At 70.9% G+C, this 18,906-nt stretch carries 18 protein-coding genes; 10 read left to right on the plus strand and 8 right to left on the minus strand.

Features of this window, described 5'->3' with window-relative positions; all coding sequences use genetic code 11:
* Positions 1-47 precede the first annotated feature (47 nt).
* Complete coding sequence (locus tag ACFWJ8_RS05610) at positions 48-605, minus strand: hypothetical protein (protein WP_378809729.1); 558 nt, start codon at positions 603-605, stop codon at positions 48-50.
* 127 nt (positions 606-732) lie between these two features.
* Positions 733-2,190 carry an MFS transporter gene (locus tag ACFWJ8_RS05615; RefSeq protein WP_378809730.1) on the minus strand — a complete coding sequence of 486 codons (1,458 nt, stop codon included), beginning with the start codon at positions 2,188-2,190 and terminating at the stop codon, positions 733-735.
* A gap of 212 nt (positions 2,191-2,402) precedes the next feature.
* Between ACFWJ8_RS05615 and ACFWJ8_RS05620 the strand changes: the two genes are divergently transcribed.
* On the plus strand, positions 2,403-4,136 hold the full coding sequence (locus ACFWJ8_RS05620) for a sensor histidine kinase (protein WP_378809732.1): 1,734 nt from the start codon (positions 2,403-2,405) through the stop codon (positions 4,134-4,136).
* Entirely contained in the window at positions 4,127-4,777 is a 651-nt protein-coding gene (locus tag ACFWJ8_RS05625) for a response regulator (protein WP_378809734.1), read from the plus strand. The genes ACFWJ8_RS05620 and ACFWJ8_RS05625 overlap by 10 nt, the downstream gene beginning before the upstream one ends.
* Positions 4,778-4,974: 197 nt before the next feature.
* Here ACFWJ8_RS05625 and ACFWJ8_RS05630 read toward each other — a convergent pair whose 3' ends face one another.
* From ACFWJ8_RS05630 to ACFWJ8_RS05640, 3 genes are read right to left on the minus strand one after another with little or no spacing between them, the layout of a single operon-like run.
* The gene (locus ACFWJ8_RS05630; RefSeq protein WP_378809736.1) at positions 4,975-5,553 is read right to left on the minus strand and encodes a dihydrofolate reductase family protein; all 579 of its coding nucleotides are present in this window, start codon (positions 5,551-5,553) and stop codon (positions 4,975-4,977) included.
* Between the two features lie 13 nt (positions 5,554-5,566).
* Entirely contained in the window at positions 5,567-6,382 is an 816-nt protein-coding gene (locus tag ACFWJ8_RS05635) for an alpha/beta fold hydrolase (protein ID WP_378809737.1), read from the minus strand.
* Positions 6,383-6,435: 53 nt separating this feature from the next.
* Positions 6,436-7,158, minus strand: coding sequence for an AraC family transcriptional regulator (locus ACFWJ8_RS05640; protein WP_378809739.1), 723 nt, complete (start codon positions 7,156-7,158; stop codon positions 6,436-6,438).
* A gap of 69 nt (positions 7,159-7,227) precedes the next feature.
* Here ACFWJ8_RS05640 and ACFWJ8_RS05645 point away from each other — a divergent pair, with 69 nt between their 5' ends.
* Positions 7,228-7,833, plus strand: coding sequence for a hypothetical protein (locus ACFWJ8_RS05645; protein WP_378809741.1), 606 nt, complete (start codon positions 7,228-7,230; stop codon positions 7,831-7,833).
* A 111-nt stretch (positions 7,834-7,944) separates the two neighbouring features.
* On the opposite strand, the gene ACFWJ8_RS05650 is transcribed toward ACFWJ8_RS05645, so the two are convergent.
* Complete coding sequence (locus tag ACFWJ8_RS05650; RefSeq protein WP_378809742.1) at positions 7,945-8,520, minus strand: GNAT family N-acetyltransferase; 576 nt, start codon at positions 8,518-8,520, stop codon at positions 7,945-7,947.
* Positions 8,517-8,942, minus strand: coding sequence for a VOC family protein (locus ACFWJ8_RS05655; RefSeq protein ID WP_378809744.1), 426 nt, complete (start codon positions 8,940-8,942; stop codon positions 8,517-8,519). The genes ACFWJ8_RS05650 and ACFWJ8_RS05655 overlap by 4 nt, the downstream gene beginning before the upstream one ends.
* Before the next feature lie 230 nt (positions 8,943-9,172).
* Between ACFWJ8_RS05655 and dnaK the strand changes: the two genes are divergently transcribed.
* The 7 genes from dnaK (at position 9,173) to ACFWJ8_RS05690 (ending at position 15,473) form a co-directional block, all read left to right on the plus strand.
* Positions 9,173-11,038: a molecular chaperone DnaK gene (gene dnaK / locus ACFWJ8_RS05660; RefSeq protein WP_378809746.1), complete on the plus strand. Its 1,866-nt coding sequence runs from the start codon at positions 9,173-9,175 to the stop codon at positions 11,036-11,038.
* Between the two features lie 2 nt (positions 11,039-11,040).
* Positions 11,041-11,625, plus strand: coding sequence for a nucleotide exchange factor GrpE (locus tag ACFWJ8_RS05665; protein WP_378809748.1), 585 nt, complete (start codon positions 11,041-11,043; stop codon positions 11,623-11,625).
* A gap of 24 nt (positions 11,626-11,649) precedes the next feature.
* Positions 11,650-12,645: a DnaJ C-terminal domain-containing protein gene (locus ACFWJ8_RS05670; protein WP_378809750.1), complete on the plus strand. Its 996-nt coding sequence runs from the start codon at positions 11,650-11,652 to the stop codon at positions 12,643-12,645.
* A 115-nt stretch (positions 12,646-12,760) separates the two neighbouring features.
* The gene (locus ACFWJ8_RS05675; protein ID WP_378809751.1) at positions 12,761-13,225 is read left to right on the plus strand and encodes a heat shock protein transcriptional repressor HspR; all 465 of its coding nucleotides are present in this window, start codon (positions 12,761-12,763) and stop codon (positions 13,223-13,225) included.
* A gap of 49 nt (positions 13,226-13,274) precedes the next feature.
* Complete coding sequence (locus ACFWJ8_RS05680; RefSeq protein ID WP_378809752.1) at positions 13,275-13,676, plus strand: YciI family protein; 402 nt, start codon at positions 13,275-13,277, stop codon at positions 13,674-13,676.
* Positions 13,673-14,971: an RNA polymerase sigma factor gene (locus ACFWJ8_RS05685; protein WP_378809753.1), complete on the plus strand. Its 1,299-nt coding sequence runs from the start codon at positions 13,673-13,675 to the stop codon at positions 14,969-14,971. The genes ACFWJ8_RS05680 and ACFWJ8_RS05685 overlap by 4 nt, the downstream gene beginning before the upstream one ends.
* Before the next feature lie 40 nt (positions 14,972-15,011).
* On the plus strand, positions 15,012-15,473 hold the full coding sequence (locus tag ACFWJ8_RS05690; RefSeq protein WP_378809754.1) for a VOC family protein: 462 nt from the start codon (positions 15,012-15,014) through the stop codon (positions 15,471-15,473).
* Between the two features lie 56 nt (positions 15,474-15,529).
* Here ACFWJ8_RS05690 and ACFWJ8_RS05695 read toward each other — a convergent pair whose 3' ends face one another.
* Positions 15,530-18,901, minus strand: a complete 3,372-nt coding sequence (locus ACFWJ8_RS05695; protein WP_378809756.1) for a DUF5979 domain-containing protein — start codon at positions 18,899-18,901, stop codon at positions 15,530-15,532.
* Between the last annotated feature and the right edge of the window lie 5 nt (positions 18,902-18,906).

Here is an 18,906-nt window from a genome sequence, read left to right on the forward strand (position 1 = left end):
GCCTAACCAGGATCAAGCCGCGAGGCGAGTGAGAGCAAGCTGTGAGATCACCCGGAGGCGGTGTTCAGCATCCCGATCAGCACGGCCGTCCACCAGCCCGCCTGGGACACGACCGCGCTCCACACGCACCACACCCGAAGCCGGCCGGGGAGCATCGCGAACCGCACGCGCGGGGGGAGCCGCGCGAGCTCGTCGGTGAGCCGCGTCATCGCGACGCCGTTCATGGCCGCCACGAGCACCGCCGCCATCTTGAGGTCGGTGAGCGGATTGGTGAGGTCGGGCTGCAGGAACGCGCCCGAGAAGAGGAGCCCCGCGATGCCCAGCCAGGCGAGCCCGCTGACCGTGCGCTCGACGCGGCGGAGGTCTTCGAGGTGGGTGCGGCGCAGCATCCACAGCAGTCCGCTCATCTCCAGCAGCACGGCGGAGCCGAGGCCCACGATCACCGACGCGAGGTGGACGAACAGGGCCGGGCGGTGCACCCAGTCGTGCGGGACGACCTGCGAGCCGACCCACAGCGACAGCGCCAGCGAGAGCAGGACCGCCCAGTAGCCGAGTGCGCGACGGTGCCGCGCCGCACGGCGGTTCTCGATGAGCGTGACGGACACGATGCCTTTCGGGGGTGGGCTCGGCGCAGGGAATGCGCGACCGCCCCCAATCGCACCGGTGATTCCCCGAGAGCGAGATTATCGGATGCCGCGACCCCCGCGGCCCGCGAACAGGACGCCGGCCGGCTCAGGCGTCGATGGCGACCCGCGGCGGCGCCTTCACGAACACCAGCGGCACGAATCCGACGGCAAGGACCAGGGCGATCGCGAGGATGCCGTACAGCGTCTGATTGCCCGCCGCGGCGATGAACACGCCCCACAGCAGCGCCGCCATCCAGCTTGCGGCGCGGCCCGTGGTGGCGTACAGACCGAAGATCTCGCCCTCGCGCCCGGCCGGCGTGACGCGCGCCAAGAACGAGCGCGATGCGGCCTGCGCCGGTCCGACCAGCGCTGCCAGCACGATACCCGCGACCCAGAACAGCGCGCGGCCCGCGCCGGCGCCGACGAAGACGGCGAGGCAGCACACGATGATGCCGCCGATGGCGGTCAGGATGACGGGCTTCGGCCCGAAGCGGTCGTCGAGACGTCCGGCGGAGATCGTCGAGACGCCGGCGACGAGGTTCAGCACGATGCCGAAGACCACGAGGTCGGTGAACCCGAACCCGAAGACGCGCGCGGCGATGACCGAGCCGAACGTGAACACGGCGGCCAGGCCGTCGCGATACACGGCCGACGCGAGCAGGAACCAGAAGGTGGGCCGGCTCTCGCGCCACAGGCGGATGATCGAGCGGACGAGCTCGACGTAGCCCTCGAAGAAGTTGACCTTCTTGGTGTCGCTGCTCGGGGGCGGCTCGGGGACGCTCCGGAAGATCGGGATGGAGAACAGGATCGTCCACACCGTCGCGCCGGCGGCGATGAACTGGAACGTCGAGCCCTGCGTGCCGTCGAGCACCCCGCCGAGGATGAGCCCGACGACGATCGCGAGCGCCACGATGCCGCCGAGGTAGCCGAAGCCCCAGCCGAGCCCCGAGACGCGTCCCACCGTCTTCGGCGTCGACACCGACACGAGCAGCGCGTTGTAATTCGCGCCGGCGATCTCGCCGACGACGCTGCCGAACGCGATCATCGCCACGCCGAACCAGAACAGGTCGGCGGTGCCGCCGACGAACGCCATGCCCAGCTGGCACAGGATCAGCAGGCCCGTGAACACCCCGAGCATGAGCTTGCGATGCCCGGTCGCATCGGCGCGCTGGCCGAGCACGGGGGCCAGCAACGCGATGAGGATGCCGGCGGCCATGATGCCCCAGCCGAGATTCGCATCCAGCGCACCGAGCGCGCGACAGTACTCGGTGACGGTGTTGGCGGCCGTGTCGCAGTCGATCGTCTCGCCGTCGACGACGCCGGAGGCGGCGACCACCGGGTCGAGGAAGAAGGGCGACACCAGGAAGCTCGGCACCCACACGAACGTCAGCAGCACCGTGTTGAACGGCTGCGTCGCCCAATCCCACAGCGCCCACGCGAACACCCGGCGGCGGGGGACGGGGGTGTCGGACAGGGCGCCGGTGTTCAGCGCCGCGGTCGACAGCACGGGTTCGGACGGACGGGTCGCGCCCGGGGCGTCGGCGTCCGGCGCGGAGGAGCTCATGTCGCTCAAGGTAGGGCCCTTCGGTGAACGGCGGGTGCCGCCGCAGCGCGTCACTTCGGCGTGGCGCGTGGCCAGACTACGGGAGGGGAGCGGATGCCGGTGCCCGGCGGTGCGCGAGCCGCGGGCCGCGGCATCCGGTCATCCGCCGAGCGGCGAGATCCGCCGGCCGCCACGCAGGGCATGATGAGGAGAGGACTCTGGAGAGGGGCCGCATGACGGCAGCACCGCCCGTGCGCTCGGAGATGGCGCGGTCTCTGCAGCGAGCCCTGTGGGTGGTCGCGACGATGGGCGTGGTGCTCACGGTCCTGCTGGTCGCGCTGCTGCCGATCCACGAGCCGGGCGGACTGCCGCTGATCGTGCTCCCGGTCATCTTCGTCATCTACGTGGTCGCCGGCGGCCTGGCGTGGCGGCGTCGGCCGCGCAGCGACATCGGCTTCCTCATCGTCGTCGCCGGCGTCGCCGTGTACGCGGGGAGCCTCTACAACACCGGCGTGCCGTCGCTCGTGGTGATCGGCTCGGTCTGTGCGACGCTGATGGTCGCCGCGATCGTGCACCTGCTGCTCGCCTTCCCGACCGGGCGCCTGCCGGACCGCCTCTCGGTGTTCCTCGTCGTCGCGACATATGCCGTATGCCTCCTCTTCGAGGCGCCGCGCTACCTCTTCGCGGCCGACGGGCCCTTCGACGTGCCGCGTGCCGCGACGTTCTTCAGCCTGCTCCAGACGATCGTGGCCACGGCCTTGATGATCGTGGTCGCGGGCGTGCTGTGGGGCCGGCTGCGGAGAGCGGATGCCGCTCACCGGCGCGTCCTCGTCCCGCTGTTCTCGTACGGCATCTTCACGGTGCTGTTCATGCCGCTCATCGCGATCGTGATGGACCGGGTGCTCCACATCGACCCCACGATCCGCGGGTTCCTGCAGTACGGGGTGATCGCCGGCATCCCGATCGCGTTCGCCGTGGGGATCGTCCGCGGCGGGTTCGCGCGCACCGGAGAGCTCGACGAGCTGGCCGCGTGGCTGGGAGCAGGCGGGCCCGCCCGCGAGTCCCTGGCGGTGGGGTTGGCGCGGGTCCTGGGCGACCCGTCGCTGCGGCTGTACTTCCGTGTGGCGGACGCCGGAGCGCTCCTCGACGCCGACGGCCGGCCGGCCGACGATCTCGCGCGCTCGGATCCCCGCCGCGGATGGCAGCCGGTCGTGCTCGACGGGCGTGAGATCGGCGCGATCGAATACGACGCGGCCCTCGTCTCGAGCGCTGAGCGCGTGCGCGCGGCCGGCAGCGTCGTGGCGATCGAGGTCGAGCGCGAACGCCTCACCGCGGAGCTGCGGGCGAGCCGTCGCGCGCTGCTGGAGTCCCGCGAGCGACTCGTCGAGGCGGGCGATCGCGAGCGGCGTCGCATGGCCCGCGACCTGCACGACGGGCTGCAGGTGCAGCTCGTGCTCCTGGCGCTGGAGGCGCAGCAGATCGCGTCGACGCCCGCAGACGCGGTGTCCGAGCGCGCGACCCGCCTTCGCGTCGACATCGACGCGGCGGCGGCCGACCTGCGTGCGCTCGTGAGCGCCCTCGTGCCGGCCGCCCTCATCGAGCGGGGGCTCGCGGCCGCGGCCGAGGACCTCGCCGACCGCATGCCCATCCCGACCGAGTTCGAGGCCGACATCCCGGGAGCCGCGCTCGGCGACCTCGTCGAGGCCACCACCTACTTCGTGCTGACCGAGGCGCTCGCGAACGTCGTCAAGCACGCTCGAGCGTCGGTCGCCCGCGTTCGGCTGGCACTGCACGGCGGACGCCTCCGGCTCGACGTCGAGGACGACGGCGTCGGCGGTGCGTCGATGGATGCCGGCACCGGACTGCGCGGCCTCGCCGACCGCGTCGAGGCCATCGGCGGCACCATCTCGGTCACGAGCCTGCGCGGCCACGGCACCCATGTGCGGGCGGAGGTGCCGTGCGCGTAGCCATCGCCGAGGACGAGGCGCTCATCCGGCGCGGCATCGAACTGGTGCTGCGCGACGGCGGCCACGAGGTGGTCGCCGCCGTCGGCGACGCCGGCGAGCTGATGGATGCCGTCGCCCGCACCGCTCCGGACCTCGTGGTCACCGACATCCGCATGCCGCCCACGCACACGGTCGAGGGGCTCGAGGCGGCCCTGCGGATCCGCCGCGACCACACCGGCACCGCGGTCGTCGTGCTGTCGCAGCATGTGCAGCGACGCTACGCGCAGGAGCTGCTCGCCGACGGCGCTGGCCACGTCGGCTACCTGCTCAAGCAGCGGATCGCCGACATCGGCACGTTCCTCGACGACCTGGAGCGGGTCGCCGGCGGCGGCACCGCCCTCGACCCCGACGTCGTGGCGGTCATGGTCGGCCGTGCGCGGCACTCCGAAGCCGCGATCAGCGAGCTCACGGCCCGTCAGCAGGAGGTCCTGGCCCTCGTCGCCGAGGGGCGCAGCAACGCCGCGATCGCCGCGAAGCTGTTCCTCACCGAGAAGGCGGTCGTGCAGCACGTGTCGCGCATCTACGACGCGCTCGGCATGCCGCCCGACGCCGACAGCCACCGTCGCGTGCAGGCCGTCGTCCGCTACCTCAACCGCGACTGAGCCTGGGGACCTAGGTCGCCAATCCGGCCCGACCCCTGTGTGCGCCGCGCACCGCTTCGCTACGGTGCGAGGAAGGGACAGCCCGTCTGGGGCGGCTGTCGGCGAGCCTGTTCGCGACACGGCTCGTCACGTGGACCTGGGGTACACGCCATCGACGACGGCGGCTCGTGATCGAGCCGCCGTCGTCGCGTATGCGGTCAGCGGCGCGGGTCCGCGGGTTTCGCGCGAGGGGTGCGCTCGAGGATCGTCACCAGCACGCCGTCACCGTACGTACGGGCGTCCGCGAGCCGCCAGTCGGTCTTGGCAGGAGTGGCGGCCCACAGCGTGCGCCCGTGACCGAGGATGACCGGGAACGTCATGAGGTGGATCTCGTCGACGAGATCCTCCGCGAGCAGGGCCTGGGCCAGCTGGACGCTCCCCGCCACGCAGATGTCGCCCGCGACATCCTGCTTGAGCTGTGACACCGCCGGGACGAGGTCGTCCGCGAGCACCGTCGTGTTGGTCCATGCCGGATCGCGGAGCGTGCCGGAGACGACATACTTCGGCATGCTGTTGTACTTGTCGGCGAGCCTCCCCTCATACTGCGGCCACGCCGACGCGAAGCCTTCGTACGTCCGGCGCCCCAGCAGCAAGGCTGCGGACCCGAGAGCCTCGTCCTCCTTGAACGCTTCGCCGTCGTCGCCGCGGTCGACCTCGAGGCTCCAGTCGGGGTACGTGAAATCCTCCCCGCCCGGCGCCTCGACGACGCCATCGAGCGAGATGAACTCGGTCAGCACGAGCCGACCCATCTCAGTCGCCGTCCATGAACCGGCGCAGGACCGGCGCGAGCGTCACGGCGGCGGCGCTGTGATTCTCCCCGGGCACGGGCAGGAGCGTCGCGTCGCGCAGGTGCTCCGCCACCGCCCGCGAACCGCCGGCGAGATGCGGCCACGTGTCGATGCCGTGCAGCACCAGGACGGGCACGTCGACACGATCCCAGAGCTCGGCGCGAAGCGGCCGGCCCGACATCGTGTCGCCGACGATGCGCCCGTCGTAGGCGATCGTGGGTGCGATCGACTCGAGCCCGCCCCAGAACTCGGCCTGACGCATGCCGGCGACCATCTCCGGCGGCATTCCCGCCGCGGCGGTCAGGAAGAGCTCTACGGCATCTCCGCGGCGTCCCTCGGCCACGGCCTCATCGAGCTGTTCGACATAGTCGGCGGGAAGGGGCGGGCGCGCGTCATCCACGACGACAGGAGGTTCGAACAGCGCCAGCCGTGCGACGGGCGCGCCCGCCTGCGCGGCGTGGAGCGCGAGGAGCGCGCCGGAGGACCAGCCGAAGAGGGTCACCGGGCGGCCGTCACCCGTCGCGGCGATGAGTGCCGCGAGATCCTCGATCTCTCGTTCGACGGCGTACGGCGCCGTGTCGCCGCTTCCGCCGCGACCGCGCCGGTCGTAGTTGACCACGCGGAATCCGTCGGACAGCAGTGCGGCGATCTCCGCGTCCTCGGGAGTCGTGGCGCGGGAGGCGGTCGCGCCGTCGATGAGGATGAGGAGGTCTCCCTCACCCGCGACGCTGTAGGCGATGGTGGTTCCGTCTGCGGATGTGACCGTGTTCTCGGACAACTGATCGAGCCCTTCTCGTCTGAGCGCGGCACTGCGCCGCGACGGGCTCCACGCTAGGTCTGCTCCGCGGATGCGGGCTTGTACAGAAGCGACAGCGCGCCACCAGGATCGGCGCCCTTGCCCAGCTGCGTCGCGGTGCGCCCGATGAAGCGCTGCAGCGACCGCGCGAGGTGAGGCTGGTCGTAGAACCCGAGTCGGTTCACCACCTCCAGCGCAGCGCGCCCCTCGCCGAGGAGCACCGCCGCGTGCCTCGCGCGTTCGATCTGACGGATCGAGCCCTGGGTGAGTCCCGTCGTGGTGGCGACGCGTCGCTGCACCGAGCGGGCACCGACCCTTGCGACGCCGCCCCACATCACGTCGTCGACGAGCGGGTCGCGCACGAGCACCCCCGCTCGGACGAGGCGATCGACGAACTGCTCGGCATTCTCGTAGCGCGGAATCTCCCACTCCTCGCCGTGAAGCACGAACGCGCGGGCGGTGACGTGGGGGCTCTCCAGGCCGCCGTCGACGAGCCGGTCCAACTGCAGGTGAGGCATGTGGGCGCCATGCGCGAAGGTGATGCCGAACGAGGCCGAATCGCCGGACACCTCGACAGCCGATGCGGCCGTCTCCGGACCGCGGACGGCGACGCGCACCACGCCCTGTTCCTCCCAGAACGCCAGCTCCCAGTTCGACGTCGCGACGGACGTCATGCGCTCCACGCCGGAGGTGCGCCCGTGCCACACCCGAGCCACGTACGGTGAGTCAGCCGCGCGGTGGTCGCTCTCGATCGGCATGCGCTCAGGGTCGCACAGTTCGACCGCAGCAGGGCGCCGGCGACCGCACGCCTGGGCTAGTCTCGCGGCATGTCCGACGCGCCGATCGAGCCGACCGACCCCGCTGACCGCAGGGATGCTCCGCCGGCTGCCCGCCGCCCGCGCGGTCGCTCGGCGCGGGCGCGCGCGCACCTCGAGGAGCTCGACGGCCGCGAAGAGGCGTACGTCATGTACTTCAAGGAGCGCGTCTACGCCACGTTCACGGGTCTTGCGATCGTTCTCGTCGTCGCCGCGAACGGCCACGCCGACCCCGAGCATGCGCTCTTCGCACTGGTGCTCGGCGTGCTCGGCATCGTCGCCGCCGGCTTCGTCTCGGATGTCATCTCGCACCTCGCGGTGCACCAGACGTTCCCGGTCGGCGCCGACCTCATGATCCTGCTGCGCGTCGCGGGCGGTGCGCTCAGCACCGTCGTCACGCCCGGCATCCTGCTCCTGCTCGCGTGGCTCGACGTGATGCCGCTGGATGCCGCGCTCCGCGCCTCCTCGATCGTCTACATCGTCACGCTCGGCGTGATCGGCTGGTTCGCCGTGCGCCGGTCGCGGCTGACCTGGGCGAAGCAGCTGCTGGTGCTCGGCATCCTCATCGCCCTCGGATTCGCCGTGATCGGCCTGCAGACCCTCGCGCACTCGATCTGACCCGGCGCCGGCGCGCCCCGCTCGGACATCTCGCGAAACTCGGACCGATGGGGGTCGAGCGTCCGAGATACGCGAGATCGCCGAGTCAGCGGCGCGCTCAGCCCGAGGCGCTCAGCCCGAGGCGCCCTGCGCGGCCTGCCATTCGCGCTCCAGCAGGGCATAGTGGCCGGTGTCGGTCCACTCGCCCTTGAGCCACATCTGTTCGACGAAGTGGCCCTCGTGCCGCATCCCGAGGCGTTCGCAGATGCGCACCGACCCGGTGTTGCGGGGGTCGAGCTCGGCGTACACGCGGTGCAGTCCCAGCTCGTCGAAGGCCAGGGAGAGCAGCAGGCGGGCGGCCTCGGTCGCGTAGCCGTGGCCCTGCGCGCGCGGGGCGAGGATCCAGCCGATCTCGGCTGTGCGGTCCTCGACGCTGTGCAACTCGAAGTACATCGTGCCGAGGAACTCCCCGGACGCGGACCGGATCGCGGGCTGCAGGTAGTCGCCCTTGGCGGCGAGACGGGTGGCCGCGGCATCGCGTTCCAGGATCTCGGCCACCTTGTCTCGCGACCGCGCCTCGTACAGGAGGTACCGGCACACCTCGGGGTCGCCCTGCATCGCGGCGAGGTCGTCGAGGTCGTCGGGACGCAGCGGGTCGAGCGTGACCCGATCGCCGCGCAGTTCGCGGAAGGTCCAGTCGAGCGTCATGCCTCCATACTGTCGGCGGCCGCAGCCTCGCGCGGCGGATTGTGCATGAACTCGAGGCGGATGCCGTCGGCGTCCTCGACGAACGACGCGTAGTAGCGCTCGTTGAAGCGGGGATAGAGCCTGGGGTCGCGCACGGCCGTCCAGCCGGCATCCATCGCGATCGCGTGCAGCCGGTCGACCTCGGCGCGCGAGTCGACGGCGAACGCGAGGTGCTGCCACCCCACCCGCCCGTGGCGGTGCGGCCCGGTGCCGGGCTCGCGGGCGGGGAAGAGGATGAGCTCGACCTCGCCCTCGGTCCACCACGAGACGCTCGCGTCCGCGTCGGTGCGGGTGAATCCGAGCGCCTGCATGATCGGGTCGTACTGCGCGATGCCGCGCTGCAGGTCATCCACAGTGATGCCCAGATGGTCGAAGACAGCCATGGCGCCAGCCTGGCACATGCGAACTTGAGTCTTGTCGTATCAACTTTGACTTGACGGATGCCGCACCCCGGGTTTATGGTTGAGTCATCGCGACTCAACCCTTCGACAAGCTCAGGGAACGGCTACCGAGTTCAGGGACCGGTTGCTGAGCCAGTCGAAGTGCGCGAGCAGACTTCCCATCAACCCCGGGCGCCGGCATCCGTCGCCGCCCACAAGAAGGAGAGAACAACATGGCACGTGCTGTGGGAATCGACCTGGGTACGACCAACTCGGTCGTGAGCGTCCTCGAGGGCGGCGAGCCCAAGGTCATCGCCAACGCCGAGGGCTTCCGCACGACCCCGTCGGTCGTCGCGTTCACCAAGGACGGCGAGGTGCTGGTCGGCGAGACCGCCAAGCGCCAGGCCGTCACCAACGTCGACCGCACCGTCTCGTCGGTCAAGCGCCACATGGGCACCGACTGGAGCTTCGACGTCGACGGCAAGAAGTGGACGCCGCAGGAGATCTCGGCCCGCATCCTGCAGAAGCTCAAGCGCGACGCGGAGGAGTACCTCGGCGACACCGTCACCGACGCCGTCATCACGGTCCCCGCGTACTTCAACGACGCCGAGCGTCAGGCCACCAAGGAGGCCGGCGAGATCGCGGGCCTGAACGTCCTGCGCATCATCAACGAGCCCACCGCCGCCGCGCTGGCCTACGGCCTGGACCGCGGCAAGGAGGACGAGCTCATCCTCGTCTTCGACCTCGGTGGCGGCACGTTCGACGTCTCGCTGCTCGAAGTGGGCAAGGACGACGACTTCTCGACGATCCAGGTCCGTGCCACCGCCGGCGACAACCGCCTCGGCGGCGACGACTGGGACCAGCGCCTCGTCGACTACCTGATCAAGCAGTTCAAGGACACCACGGGCGTGGACGTCTCGGGCGACAAGATCGCGCTGCAGCGCCTCAAGGAGGCCGCGGAGCAGGCGAAGAAGGAGCTCTCGTCGTCCACCTCGACGAGCGTGAACCTGCCGTACCTGTCGCTCACCGACTCGGGCCCCGTGTCGCTGAGCGAGACGATCACGCGCGCCAAGTTCGAGGATCTCACGAAGGACCTCCTCGACCGCACCAAGAAGCCGTTCGAGGACGTCATCCGCGAGGCCGGCATCAAGGTCGCCGACATCGACCACATCGTGCTCGTCGGCGGATCGACCCGCATGCCCGCGGTCGCTGAGCTCGTGAAGCGCGAGACCGGCAAGGACGCCAACAAGGGCGTCAACCCGGACGAGGTCGTCGCCGTCGGCGCCGCCCTGCAGGCCGGTGTGCTGAAGGGCGAGCGCAAGGACGTCCTCCTCATCGACGTCACCCCCCTGAGCCTCGGCATCGAGACCAAGGGCGGCATCATGACGAAGCTCATCGAGCGCAACACCGCCATCCCGACGAAGCGCTCGGAGACCTTCACGACCGCCGACGACAACCAGCCGTCGGTCGCGATCCAGGTCTTCCAGGGCGAGCGCGAGTTCACCCGCGACAACAAGCCGCTGGGCACGTTCGAGCTGACCGGCATCGCGCCGGCTCCGCGCGGCATCCCGCAGATCGAGGTCACCTTCGACATCGACGCCAACGGCATCGTGCACGTGTCCGCCAAGGACAAGGGCACCGGCAAGGAGCAGTCGATGACCATCACGGGCGGCTCGTCGCTCGCGAAGGACGACATCGAGCGCATGGTGCGCGAGGCCGAGGAGCACGCCGCCGACGACAAGAAGCGTCGCGAGGCCGCCGAGGTGCGCAACCAGGCCGAGACGCTCGCGTACTCGATCGAGAAGCTCATCAAGGAGAACGACGACAAGCTGCCCGCGGACGTCAAGTCCGAGGTGCAGGGCGACGTCGACGCGCTCAAGACGGCGCTGGCCGGCGAGGACGACGAGGCTGTGAAGGCCGCGTTCGAGAAGCTCAACCAGAGCCAGGGCAAGCTGGGCGAGGCCATCTACGCCTCGAACCAGGCTTCGCAGGCCGCTCCGGATGCCGCTCCCGACGCGTCGGCCGACGGTCAGGGTTCGTCGAACCCCGACGAGGACGTCGTCGACGCCGAGGTCATCGACGAGGACGAGACGAAGTAACCATGGCCAAGGACTTCGAGAACGAGGTCCCCGCCGGCGAGGACCCGGAGGCGAACGCCTCCGGGTCCGACCCGCAGGAGGGGACCGACGCCGATGAGCTCACGGTGGACGACATCCTCGGCGCGGCGCAGAACGCCGACGCCGCGGCGGAGGACGCCGTGCTCGCCGACCTCGAGTCGGCGCTGCTGACCGACCTCAAGCGGCTGCAGGCCGAGTACGCCAACTACCGGCGCCGCACCGAGGAGCAGCGCGAGGTCGAGATCGAGCGCGCTCAGGGCGCGGTCGCCAAGGGCCTGCTGCCTGTGCTCGACGATCTCGACCGCGCCGAGAAGCACGGCGACCTCGAGGCGGGCTCCGCGTTCGCCGCGATCGCCGAGAAGCTGCGCGGCGTGGCCGAGCGCATCGGTCTCACCACGTACGGCGAGGCCGGCGAGGTGTTCGACCCGCAGCAGCACGAGGCGATCTTCCAGGTGCCGACCCCGGGTGCGACCGAGCAGACGATCATCGAGGTCGTCGAGATCGGATACCGCCTGGGATCGGTGGAGCTGCGTCCGGCGAAGGTCGTCGTCGCCGTTCCCGCCGATTAAGCCCGAGAACGAGAAGGAGGATCCATGGCCAGTCAGGACTGGTTCGACAAGGACTTCTACTCGGTGCTGGGGGTCGCGAAGGACGTCAGCGACGCGGACCTCAAGAAGACGTACCGCAAGCTCGCGCGCAAGTATCACCCCGACTCCAACCAGGGCGATGCCGCCGCCGAGGCGAAGTTCAAAGAGGTCAGCGAGGCCTACTCCGTGCTCTCGGACGCCGAGCAGCGCGCGGAGTACGACCAGATCCGCGCGATGGGCTCGGGTGCCCGGTTCACGTCCGGCGCCCAGGGCGGCACGGGTGGCTTCGAGGACGTCTTCTCGATGTTCAACCAGGGCCGCGGCGGCCGTCAGCAGGCGCAGGACTTCGACGACATCTTCGCGATGTTCAACCAGCAGCAGGGTGGTGGCGGCTTCGGCACAGGACGCTTCGGTCAGTCGACCGGGGGGTTCCGCGGCTACGGCGGGCCCACCCGCGGCGCCGACGTCACCGCCCGCACGACGATCGACTTCGTCACCGCGACCAAGGGCGAGACGATCACGCTGCAGGGCGAAGACGGCAAGCCGTTCAAGGTGAAGATCCCCGCCGGCGTCGCGGACGGGCAGAAGATCCGGCTCCGCGGTCGCGGGCGCCCGTCGCCCGATGGCGGCGAGTCCGGCGACATCGTCGTGCAGATCACGGTGCGTCCGCACCCGGTCTTCACGCGCGACGGGCTCAACCTGCGCGTGACCGTGCCGGTGACCTTCACCGAGGCCGCGCTGGGCGCCACCATCGAGGTGCCGACGCTCGGCGGCGATCCCGTCAAGCTGCGGGTCGCGCCGGGCACCCCGTCCGGACGCGTGCTGCGCGTCAAGGGCCGCGGCGTCGAGACCGCGAAGGGCACCGGCGATCTCCTCGCGGAGGTGCAGGTGGCGGTGCCGTCGCACCTCGACGATGCCGCGCGCGAGGCGCTCGAGCGCTTCCAGAGCCTGGAGCCCAAAGAGAACCCGCGTGCCGAGATGATGTCGAAGGCCCGGGGCTGACATGCTTTCTCAGAACAGGGGATCCGGCGAGCACAGGATGATTCCGCGCGAATCGACCTGTCTTCGCCGGATCCCCTGCTCTGGGTGACGCGATCGACGCCGGGGAGGTGACGAAATGACCGAGGACGACATCGACGACGACGCTCCCATCTTCGCGATCGCCGTCGCCGCCGAGCTGTCGGGCATGCATCCGCAGACCCTCCGGCAGTACGACCGGCTGGGCCTCGTCGTGCCCGCCCGCACGCAGGGCGGCTCACGCCGGTATTCGCTGCGCCACGTGGAGCAGCTGCGGGAGGTCGCCCGCATGTCGTCGGACGGCATCGGCCTGCCCGCGATCACCCGCATCCTCGAGCTCGAGGCCCGCGTGCACGAGCTGCACGGCCGTGTCCGTGACCTCGAGGACCGCGTGCGCGCTGAGCTCGAGAAGCGTCCCGGCGCCCGCGTGTTCGCGGCGGGCTCGACCGGTGCGGTCGTCACACTGCGCCATGGCACGCGAGTGCGCCGCGCCACAGAGGTGGTCGTGTGGCGCCCGCGCACGCCGATCGAGCCGCCCGCGGACCCGGCCGACGACGCGGGCTGAGCCGCTGCCCCGGGTTCCGTGACGGGACCGGCACTGCCAGGATGACGGCATGCGCTTCATGCTGCTGCAGACCTATGGGCCCACGGCCTCGGACGCCCCGCCGATGACGGAGTGGACGGCATCCGACGTCCATGCGCACATCGCGTTCCAGCAGGAGCTCAACGCGCGGCTGGCGGAGCTCGGCGAGCTGATCGACGCGGTCGGGCTCGCCGGCCCCGAGGCAGCGCGCATCGTCACCAGTGACGGACGCACGCCGGTCGTCACCGACGGGCCGTTCCCCGAGACGAAGGAGCTGCTGGCGGGCTACCGGCTCGTCGACGTCGAGTCGTGGGACCGGGCGCTGGAGATCGCGGCGCTCGTGTCGGCGGCGCCCGGCCCGGACGGTGCACCGGTGCAGGCGCCCATCGAGGTGCGCCAGGTGATGGGCGCTCCGGCGACCGACGACCAGTGACGCCGGAGGCCGGCATCCGCGCCGTGGAGGGGCTGCTGCGCGAGTACGCACCCCGTGCCCTCGCGATCGTCGCGAGCCGCTACCGCGATTTCGACGGAGCGGAGGATGCCGTCCAGGAGGCGCTCATCGCCGCCGCCGAGCAGTGGCCGGCCGGTGTGCCCGACGACCCGCGCGCGTGGCTGGTGACCGTCGCGTCGCGGCGACTCGTCGACGCGTACCGTTCGGCCGACGCTCGGCGGAGGCGCGAGCGCGAGGCGTGGGACGACCGCGAGGCACCGGCGGCCGACGAGCCCGTCACCGGCGATGTCGACGACTCGCTCACGCTCGTGCTGCTGTGCTGTCACCCGGCGCTGACGCCCGGGACAGCGATCCCGCTGACGCTGCGTGCGGTCGGCGGGCTCACGACGCGCGAGATCGCGGCCGCGTTCCTCGTGCCCGAGGCGACGATGGCCCAGCGGATCAGCCGTGCGAAGGCGACGCTGCGCGCCGCCGGTGGCCGCTTCGAGCCGCCGCCCGATGATGCGCGCGATGCGCGCACGCGATCAGCGCTGCACGTGCTGTATCTGATGTTCAACGAGGGCTACGTCGCGAGCGAGGGCGACGACCTCGCACGCCCAGACCTCGCCGCCGAGGCCATCCGGCTCACCCGCATGCTGCGTGCGTCCCTGCCGGCGGATGCCGAGGTCGCCGGACTGCTGGCCCTCATGCTCCTGACGGAGGCGCGACGGCAGTCGCGCGTCGACGACGCGGGGCGCCTCGTGCCGCTCCCTGCACAGGATCGCACCCGCTGGAACCCGGTGCTCATCGCCGAGGGGGTCGTGCTGCTCACCGACGCGATGCGCCGCGGCGAAGTGGGGGAGTACCAGCTGCAGGCGGCCATCGCGGCGGTCCATGACCAGGCGCCCTCGTACGCCGACACCGACTGGACGCGCATCGCCGGCCTCTACCGGGCGCTCGCACGTCTCACCGACAACCCCATGGTCGGCCTCAACGCCGCCGTCGCCGTCGCGATGACCGACGGCATCCCCGCGGCCATGGAGCACGTGGATGCCGCCTCCGCCGTGCTCGGCGACCACCACCGTGTCCACGCCGTGCGGGCGCATCTGCACGAACTCGCCGGCGAGCCGACGCGTGCGGCGGACGAGTTCCGGGCGGCCGCGGCGCGCACCGCGAACGAGGCGGAGCGGCGGTATCTCGCGGATGCGGCATCCCGGCTCTCCGGGTCGGCGGGCGAAGAAGCCGCAGGAATCTCCGTCGCGGATGTCGAGAACGGCGGATCGGCTCCGACTCCCTGATGAAGCCGCCGAGAGGGCGGCCACGACGGAAGGAACCGAAATGCCTCGCATCACCCCCAACCTCTGGTTCGACGGTCAGGCCCTCGACGCAGCGGAGTACTACGTGTCGGTCTTCCCGGACTCGCGCATCACCGACGTGAGCCGCATGGGTGAGGACGGCCCGGTGATCACGGTCTCGTTCGAGCTCGACGGTCAGCCGTTCCTCGGGCTGAACGGCGGACCGCAGTTCACCTTCACCGAGGCCGTCTCGTTCGTGATCGACTGCGCCGACCAGGCCGAGGTCGACCGCTACTGGGACGAGCTCGTCTCGGACGGCGGCGAGGAAGGCCGGTGCGGCTGGCTCACGGATCGCTACGGCCTGTCATGGCAGGTCGTGCCGCGTGCCCTCGTCGAGCTGCTCACCGACGCCGACCCCCGCAGGGCCATGGCTGCCGGCACCGCGCTGCAGGGCATGAGCCGCATCGACGTGGCCGCCCTGCACGCGGCCGCGGACGCCGCCTGAACGACGGAGAGTGGATGCCGCACCCGCCCGATGAGGCCGGGCGCGGCATCCACTCGTCACATGTCGTGCGTGCGGCGCGTGCGCCGGATCGTGAGGAAGGCGCCGAGCGCGATCGCGGCGAGGGCGCCGAGCGGAATCAACGGCGAGATCCCGCCACCGCCCGTCGCCGGCAGCGGAGCCGGAGGCGTCGGGGTCGGGGTGAGTGTGGGGTCGGCGGTGTTGGTGAGCGTGACCATCACCGTCGCGCCACGCAGCAGGGGTGTGACGGGGAGGGTGTAACGGCCCTGGTCATCCGGCGTCAGCGGCTGTCCGTCGACCGTCCAGGTCGGTGCGCCCCAGTCCACACCGGGCACCGCGGGCAGATCGCCCTCCCGAACGGCGACGATGGTGCCGGCGGGGTAGTAGGGGGAGAACGCGACCACGTCGGGTTCGAGCCGCACGGTCGGCTGGGCGAGGTCGTCGACCCACCAGTCGAGCGGGAACGTGGTGCCCGCAGGGACGGCGGACGCGGCATCCCCGTCCAGCCTCTTGACCGCGGCATAGCGCGTGAGCTGGACGACCGAGTTGGTGACCTGGAGCGTCGGCGTCTCGTCCGGGCCGATGAGCACCCAGCTCGCAGGCGTCCAGGTGGCGCTGCCGCTCCACGCGTAGCCCTCCGGCAGTTCGGCGGGGTCGGGCGCGACCTCGGTCAGGTTCACGACGGTCCCGACCGGGAACTGCAGCGGCTCGCCCGCCTCGTCGACCGGCCCGGCCGGGGTGCCGTCGGCAGGGATGTCGAAGCTGCCGGTCTGCGGGTCCCGCCCCGGGAAGTGCGCGGTGTAGTCGATCGTGAACGCGTCGACGGGAAGGAGATCGGGATCGATGCCCGCCAGCGCCTTGGACACCTGGAAGGTGCCGGTGATGAGCGTCGCGCTGTTGGTGAGCGTCGTGTGGACGACGGCTGCGCCGTCGTCGCCGATCACGAGCTGCTCCGGATCGAACGTCCGGGTATCCCAGGCGATCTGCTGCGGCGTCGGCGCGGTGAGTTCGCCGAACGAGATGATCGTGCCGTACGGGAAGGTCGCCAGCTCGCCGTCGCCTCCCTCAGGACCCACGGCCGTGCCGTCAGCGGGGACCCGCAGTGTGCCGCGCTCGACCTCGCCGGTCGGCAGCGTCGCGGTCCACGTGACGCTGAACTCGAGATCGACGGGGATGAGCTCCTCGGGGAGGTTCGCGAACGCCTTCGAGACGTCGAAGGTGCCCTCGCGCAGCGCGTTGTCGACCTCGATGGCGATGTCGCCGGACGCGGGCAGCTCGATGTCGACGATCGCGCCGGTGAGGTCGTCCTGGCCTTCGTCGAACGCGGTCGGCTGGTACTCGGTGGTGACGCCGTCGACCGTGACGAGGATGACCGGGAGCTCCCAGTCCGCCGCGTCGGTGGGCTGGCCGTCGAGCGTCGGCACGAGTTCGGCGAGCTCGAGCGTGTCGGCCTCCGGATCGATGTCGGCGATGAGCTGCGGGTCGCCGACCGGCAACGGCATGGTCCCCCGCGTGTCGGCCCCGGTGTTGTAGCTGACCGCGTAGCCGTACGCGGGATCGGAGGCCGCGCCGGTCGCCGACTTCACGATCGAGATCGATCGCCCGTCGTCGATGGGTGTGACGCCGTTGGTCAGCTCCACCGAGACGGTGCCGGTCTCGTCGATGACGAACGTGCGCCCGGGGTCCCAGCCGGCCGTCGCCCATTCGAAGCCGTCCGGCGGGGTGACGCCGGAGAGGTCTTCGGTGAGGACGATCCGCGTTCCGACGGGGAACTGCTCGCCGACGTCGACGACCGTGCCGTCGAGCGGCACGTTCAGCGTCCCCTCGTCGAGCTGGGTCAGGCCGTTCCACGCAGACCAATGCACGGGGACGGTGACGCCCACGGGGAGATCGACCGGATCGCCGGAGAGGAAGTCGACCGACTTCGTCACGCTGAACGTGCCCGTCTGCGCGGTGGCGGTGTTCGTGACCACGACGTCGGCCGTCCCCGAGCCGATCGTGAGCGGGTTCGGGGTCACGGTCGCCGGCCCCCACTCCCATCCCGGAATCGTCTCGGGGTCGATCTCTTCGAACACGACCACGGTGTCGAGGGGGAACTCCAGGCCGGCGTCGACAGAGGTGCCGTCGGCCGGGATCTCGAGCGTGCCCGGCACGACGGTGCCGTCGGGCTCGGTCGCGGTGTAGTTGACGGTGAAGGTGGTGCCCTCCGGAAGGTCGGCCGGGTCGATGCCCGACAGCTCCTTGCGCACCGAGAACGTGCCGCTGTCGGGAGCGCACGGGACCTCGCTGGAGAACAGGTACGAGTGCACCTCACCGCCCTCGATCGTCACGTCGCGGCCGATGACCTGACCGTCGAGCGGGGCGGCGTTCACCGTGACGTCCGCGTCGGGTGCGTAGATCGAGCCGTCGATGCGAGCCTGCGCCGCGGTGACCGTGACCTGGCCGGTCAGCTGGGACAGGTCCCACAGCATGTACGGCGAGTACATGCCCTGTGGATCGGCGCGCGCGCCGATCACCTCCGTCGTCCCCGCAGGCACGCGGATGATGAGCGGGTTCGCCGCGCCCGGGGTGGGCCCGTCCGAGAACTGGATGAGGGCGGCCCCTGCGATGTCGGCGTAATCCACCACGTTCGGCATGTCGGGGCTGAGGGGCTCGAGGACGACGCGGTCGCCCTGGTCGTCCGCCACTCCGACGGGATAGCCGATGCCGGTCGTGGGGTCGGCGATGTCGCCGAGGCACATCGCCGCCTCCTCCCACGACGCTTCCCGATTGGCCTCGACGTAGTTCGCCACCGCGTCCGCGGAGGTGTCGAGCGTGTAGATGCTGTGCGCGCCGTCGGCGTTCGCCGAGCCGTTGGGGGGCTCGGCATTCTGCGGATACCTCTGATGCGTCGCGTCGATGAGCGGCGTCTGATCCGGGCTCGACGGGTTCTCGTTCAACCGGAGCCAGTCCGAACGCTGGAACGCCTGCCAGGGCCCGTCGCGCTGCACCATCTTGAGGTCGCCCAGCAGGTCGGGGTCGGTGGTGCCAGCGCTGGTGATCGCGAGGATCCCGGTGCTGTCCGTGCTGTATCGGCCGACGAGGAAGCGGGTGGGGTTCCTGTCGACGTCCGGCAGCGTGTAGGCGCCGGTGCCGGCCGAGACATGGATGATCGTGTACTGACCGCTGCTGCCCTGCACCGTGGCGGTGTCGCCGACGGCGATGCTGCCCTCGGTCTCCTGGTTCTGCAGCAGGGCGTCCTCGCGCGCATAGATGGTGAAGCCGCCGGCGATCGCGAACGGATTCACGCTCTCGGGGTACGCCGCGGCTGCCGGTGACGCCGTGAGGGCGACGGCGCCGGTGGCGACCAGTGCTGTCGAGAGGGCCGCGGCCAGGAAGCAGCGCAGACGGGGACGTTCGATCGTGCTCACAGACA

Origin of the sequence: Microbacterium sp. NPDC058389, assembly GCF_042722305.1 — a bacterium.
Taxonomy (GTDB): domain Bacteria; phylum Actinomycetota; class Actinomycetes; order Actinomycetales; family Microbacteriaceae; genus Microbacterium.

Coding starts and splice junctions, on each gene's coding strand:
- ACFWJ8_RS05615 (WP_378809730.1), bottom strand. CDS start 2,190: ATGAGCTCCTCCGCGCCGGACGCCGACGCCCCGGGCGCGACCCGTCCG.
- ACFWJ8_RS05620 (WP_378809732.1), top strand. CDS start 2,403: ATGACGGCAGCACCGCCCGTGCGCTCGGAGATGGCGCGGTCTCTGCAG.
- ACFWJ8_RS05640 (WP_378809739.1), bottom strand. CDS start 7,158: ATGCCGATCGAGAGCGACCACCGCGCGGCTGACTCACCGTACGTGGCT.
- ACFWJ8_RS05645 (WP_378809741.1), top strand. CDS start 7,228: ATGTCCGACGCGCCGATCGAGCCGACCGACCCCGCTGACCGCAGGGAT.
- ACFWJ8_RS05650 (WP_378809742.1), bottom strand. CDS start 8,520: ATGACGCTCGACTGGACCTTCCGCGAACTGCGCGGCGATCGGGTCACG.
- ACFWJ8_RS05655 (WP_378809744.1), bottom strand. CDS start 8,942: ATGGCTGTCTTCGACCATCTGGGCATCACTGTGGATGACCTGCAGCGC.
- dnaK (WP_378809746.1), top strand. CDS start 9,173: ATGGCACGTGCTGTGGGAATCGACCTGGGTACGACCAACTCGGTCGTG.
- ACFWJ8_RS05665 (WP_378809748.1), top strand. CDS start 11,041: ATGGCCAAGGACTTCGAGAACGAGGTCCCCGCCGGCGAGGACCCGGAG.
- ACFWJ8_RS05670 (WP_378809750.1), top strand. CDS start 11,650: ATGGCCAGTCAGGACTGGTTCGACAAGGACTTCTACTCGGTGCTGGGG.
- ACFWJ8_RS05675 (WP_378809751.1), top strand. CDS start 12,761: ATGACCGAGGACGACATCGACGACGACGCTCCCATCTTCGCGATCGCC.
- ACFWJ8_RS05680 (WP_378809752.1), top strand. CDS start 13,275: ATGCGCTTCATGCTGCTGCAGACCTATGGGCCCACGGCCTCGGACGCC.
- ACFWJ8_RS05690 (WP_378809754.1), top strand. CDS start 15,012: ATGCCTCGCATCACCCCCAACCTCTGGTTCGACGGTCAGGCCCTCGAC.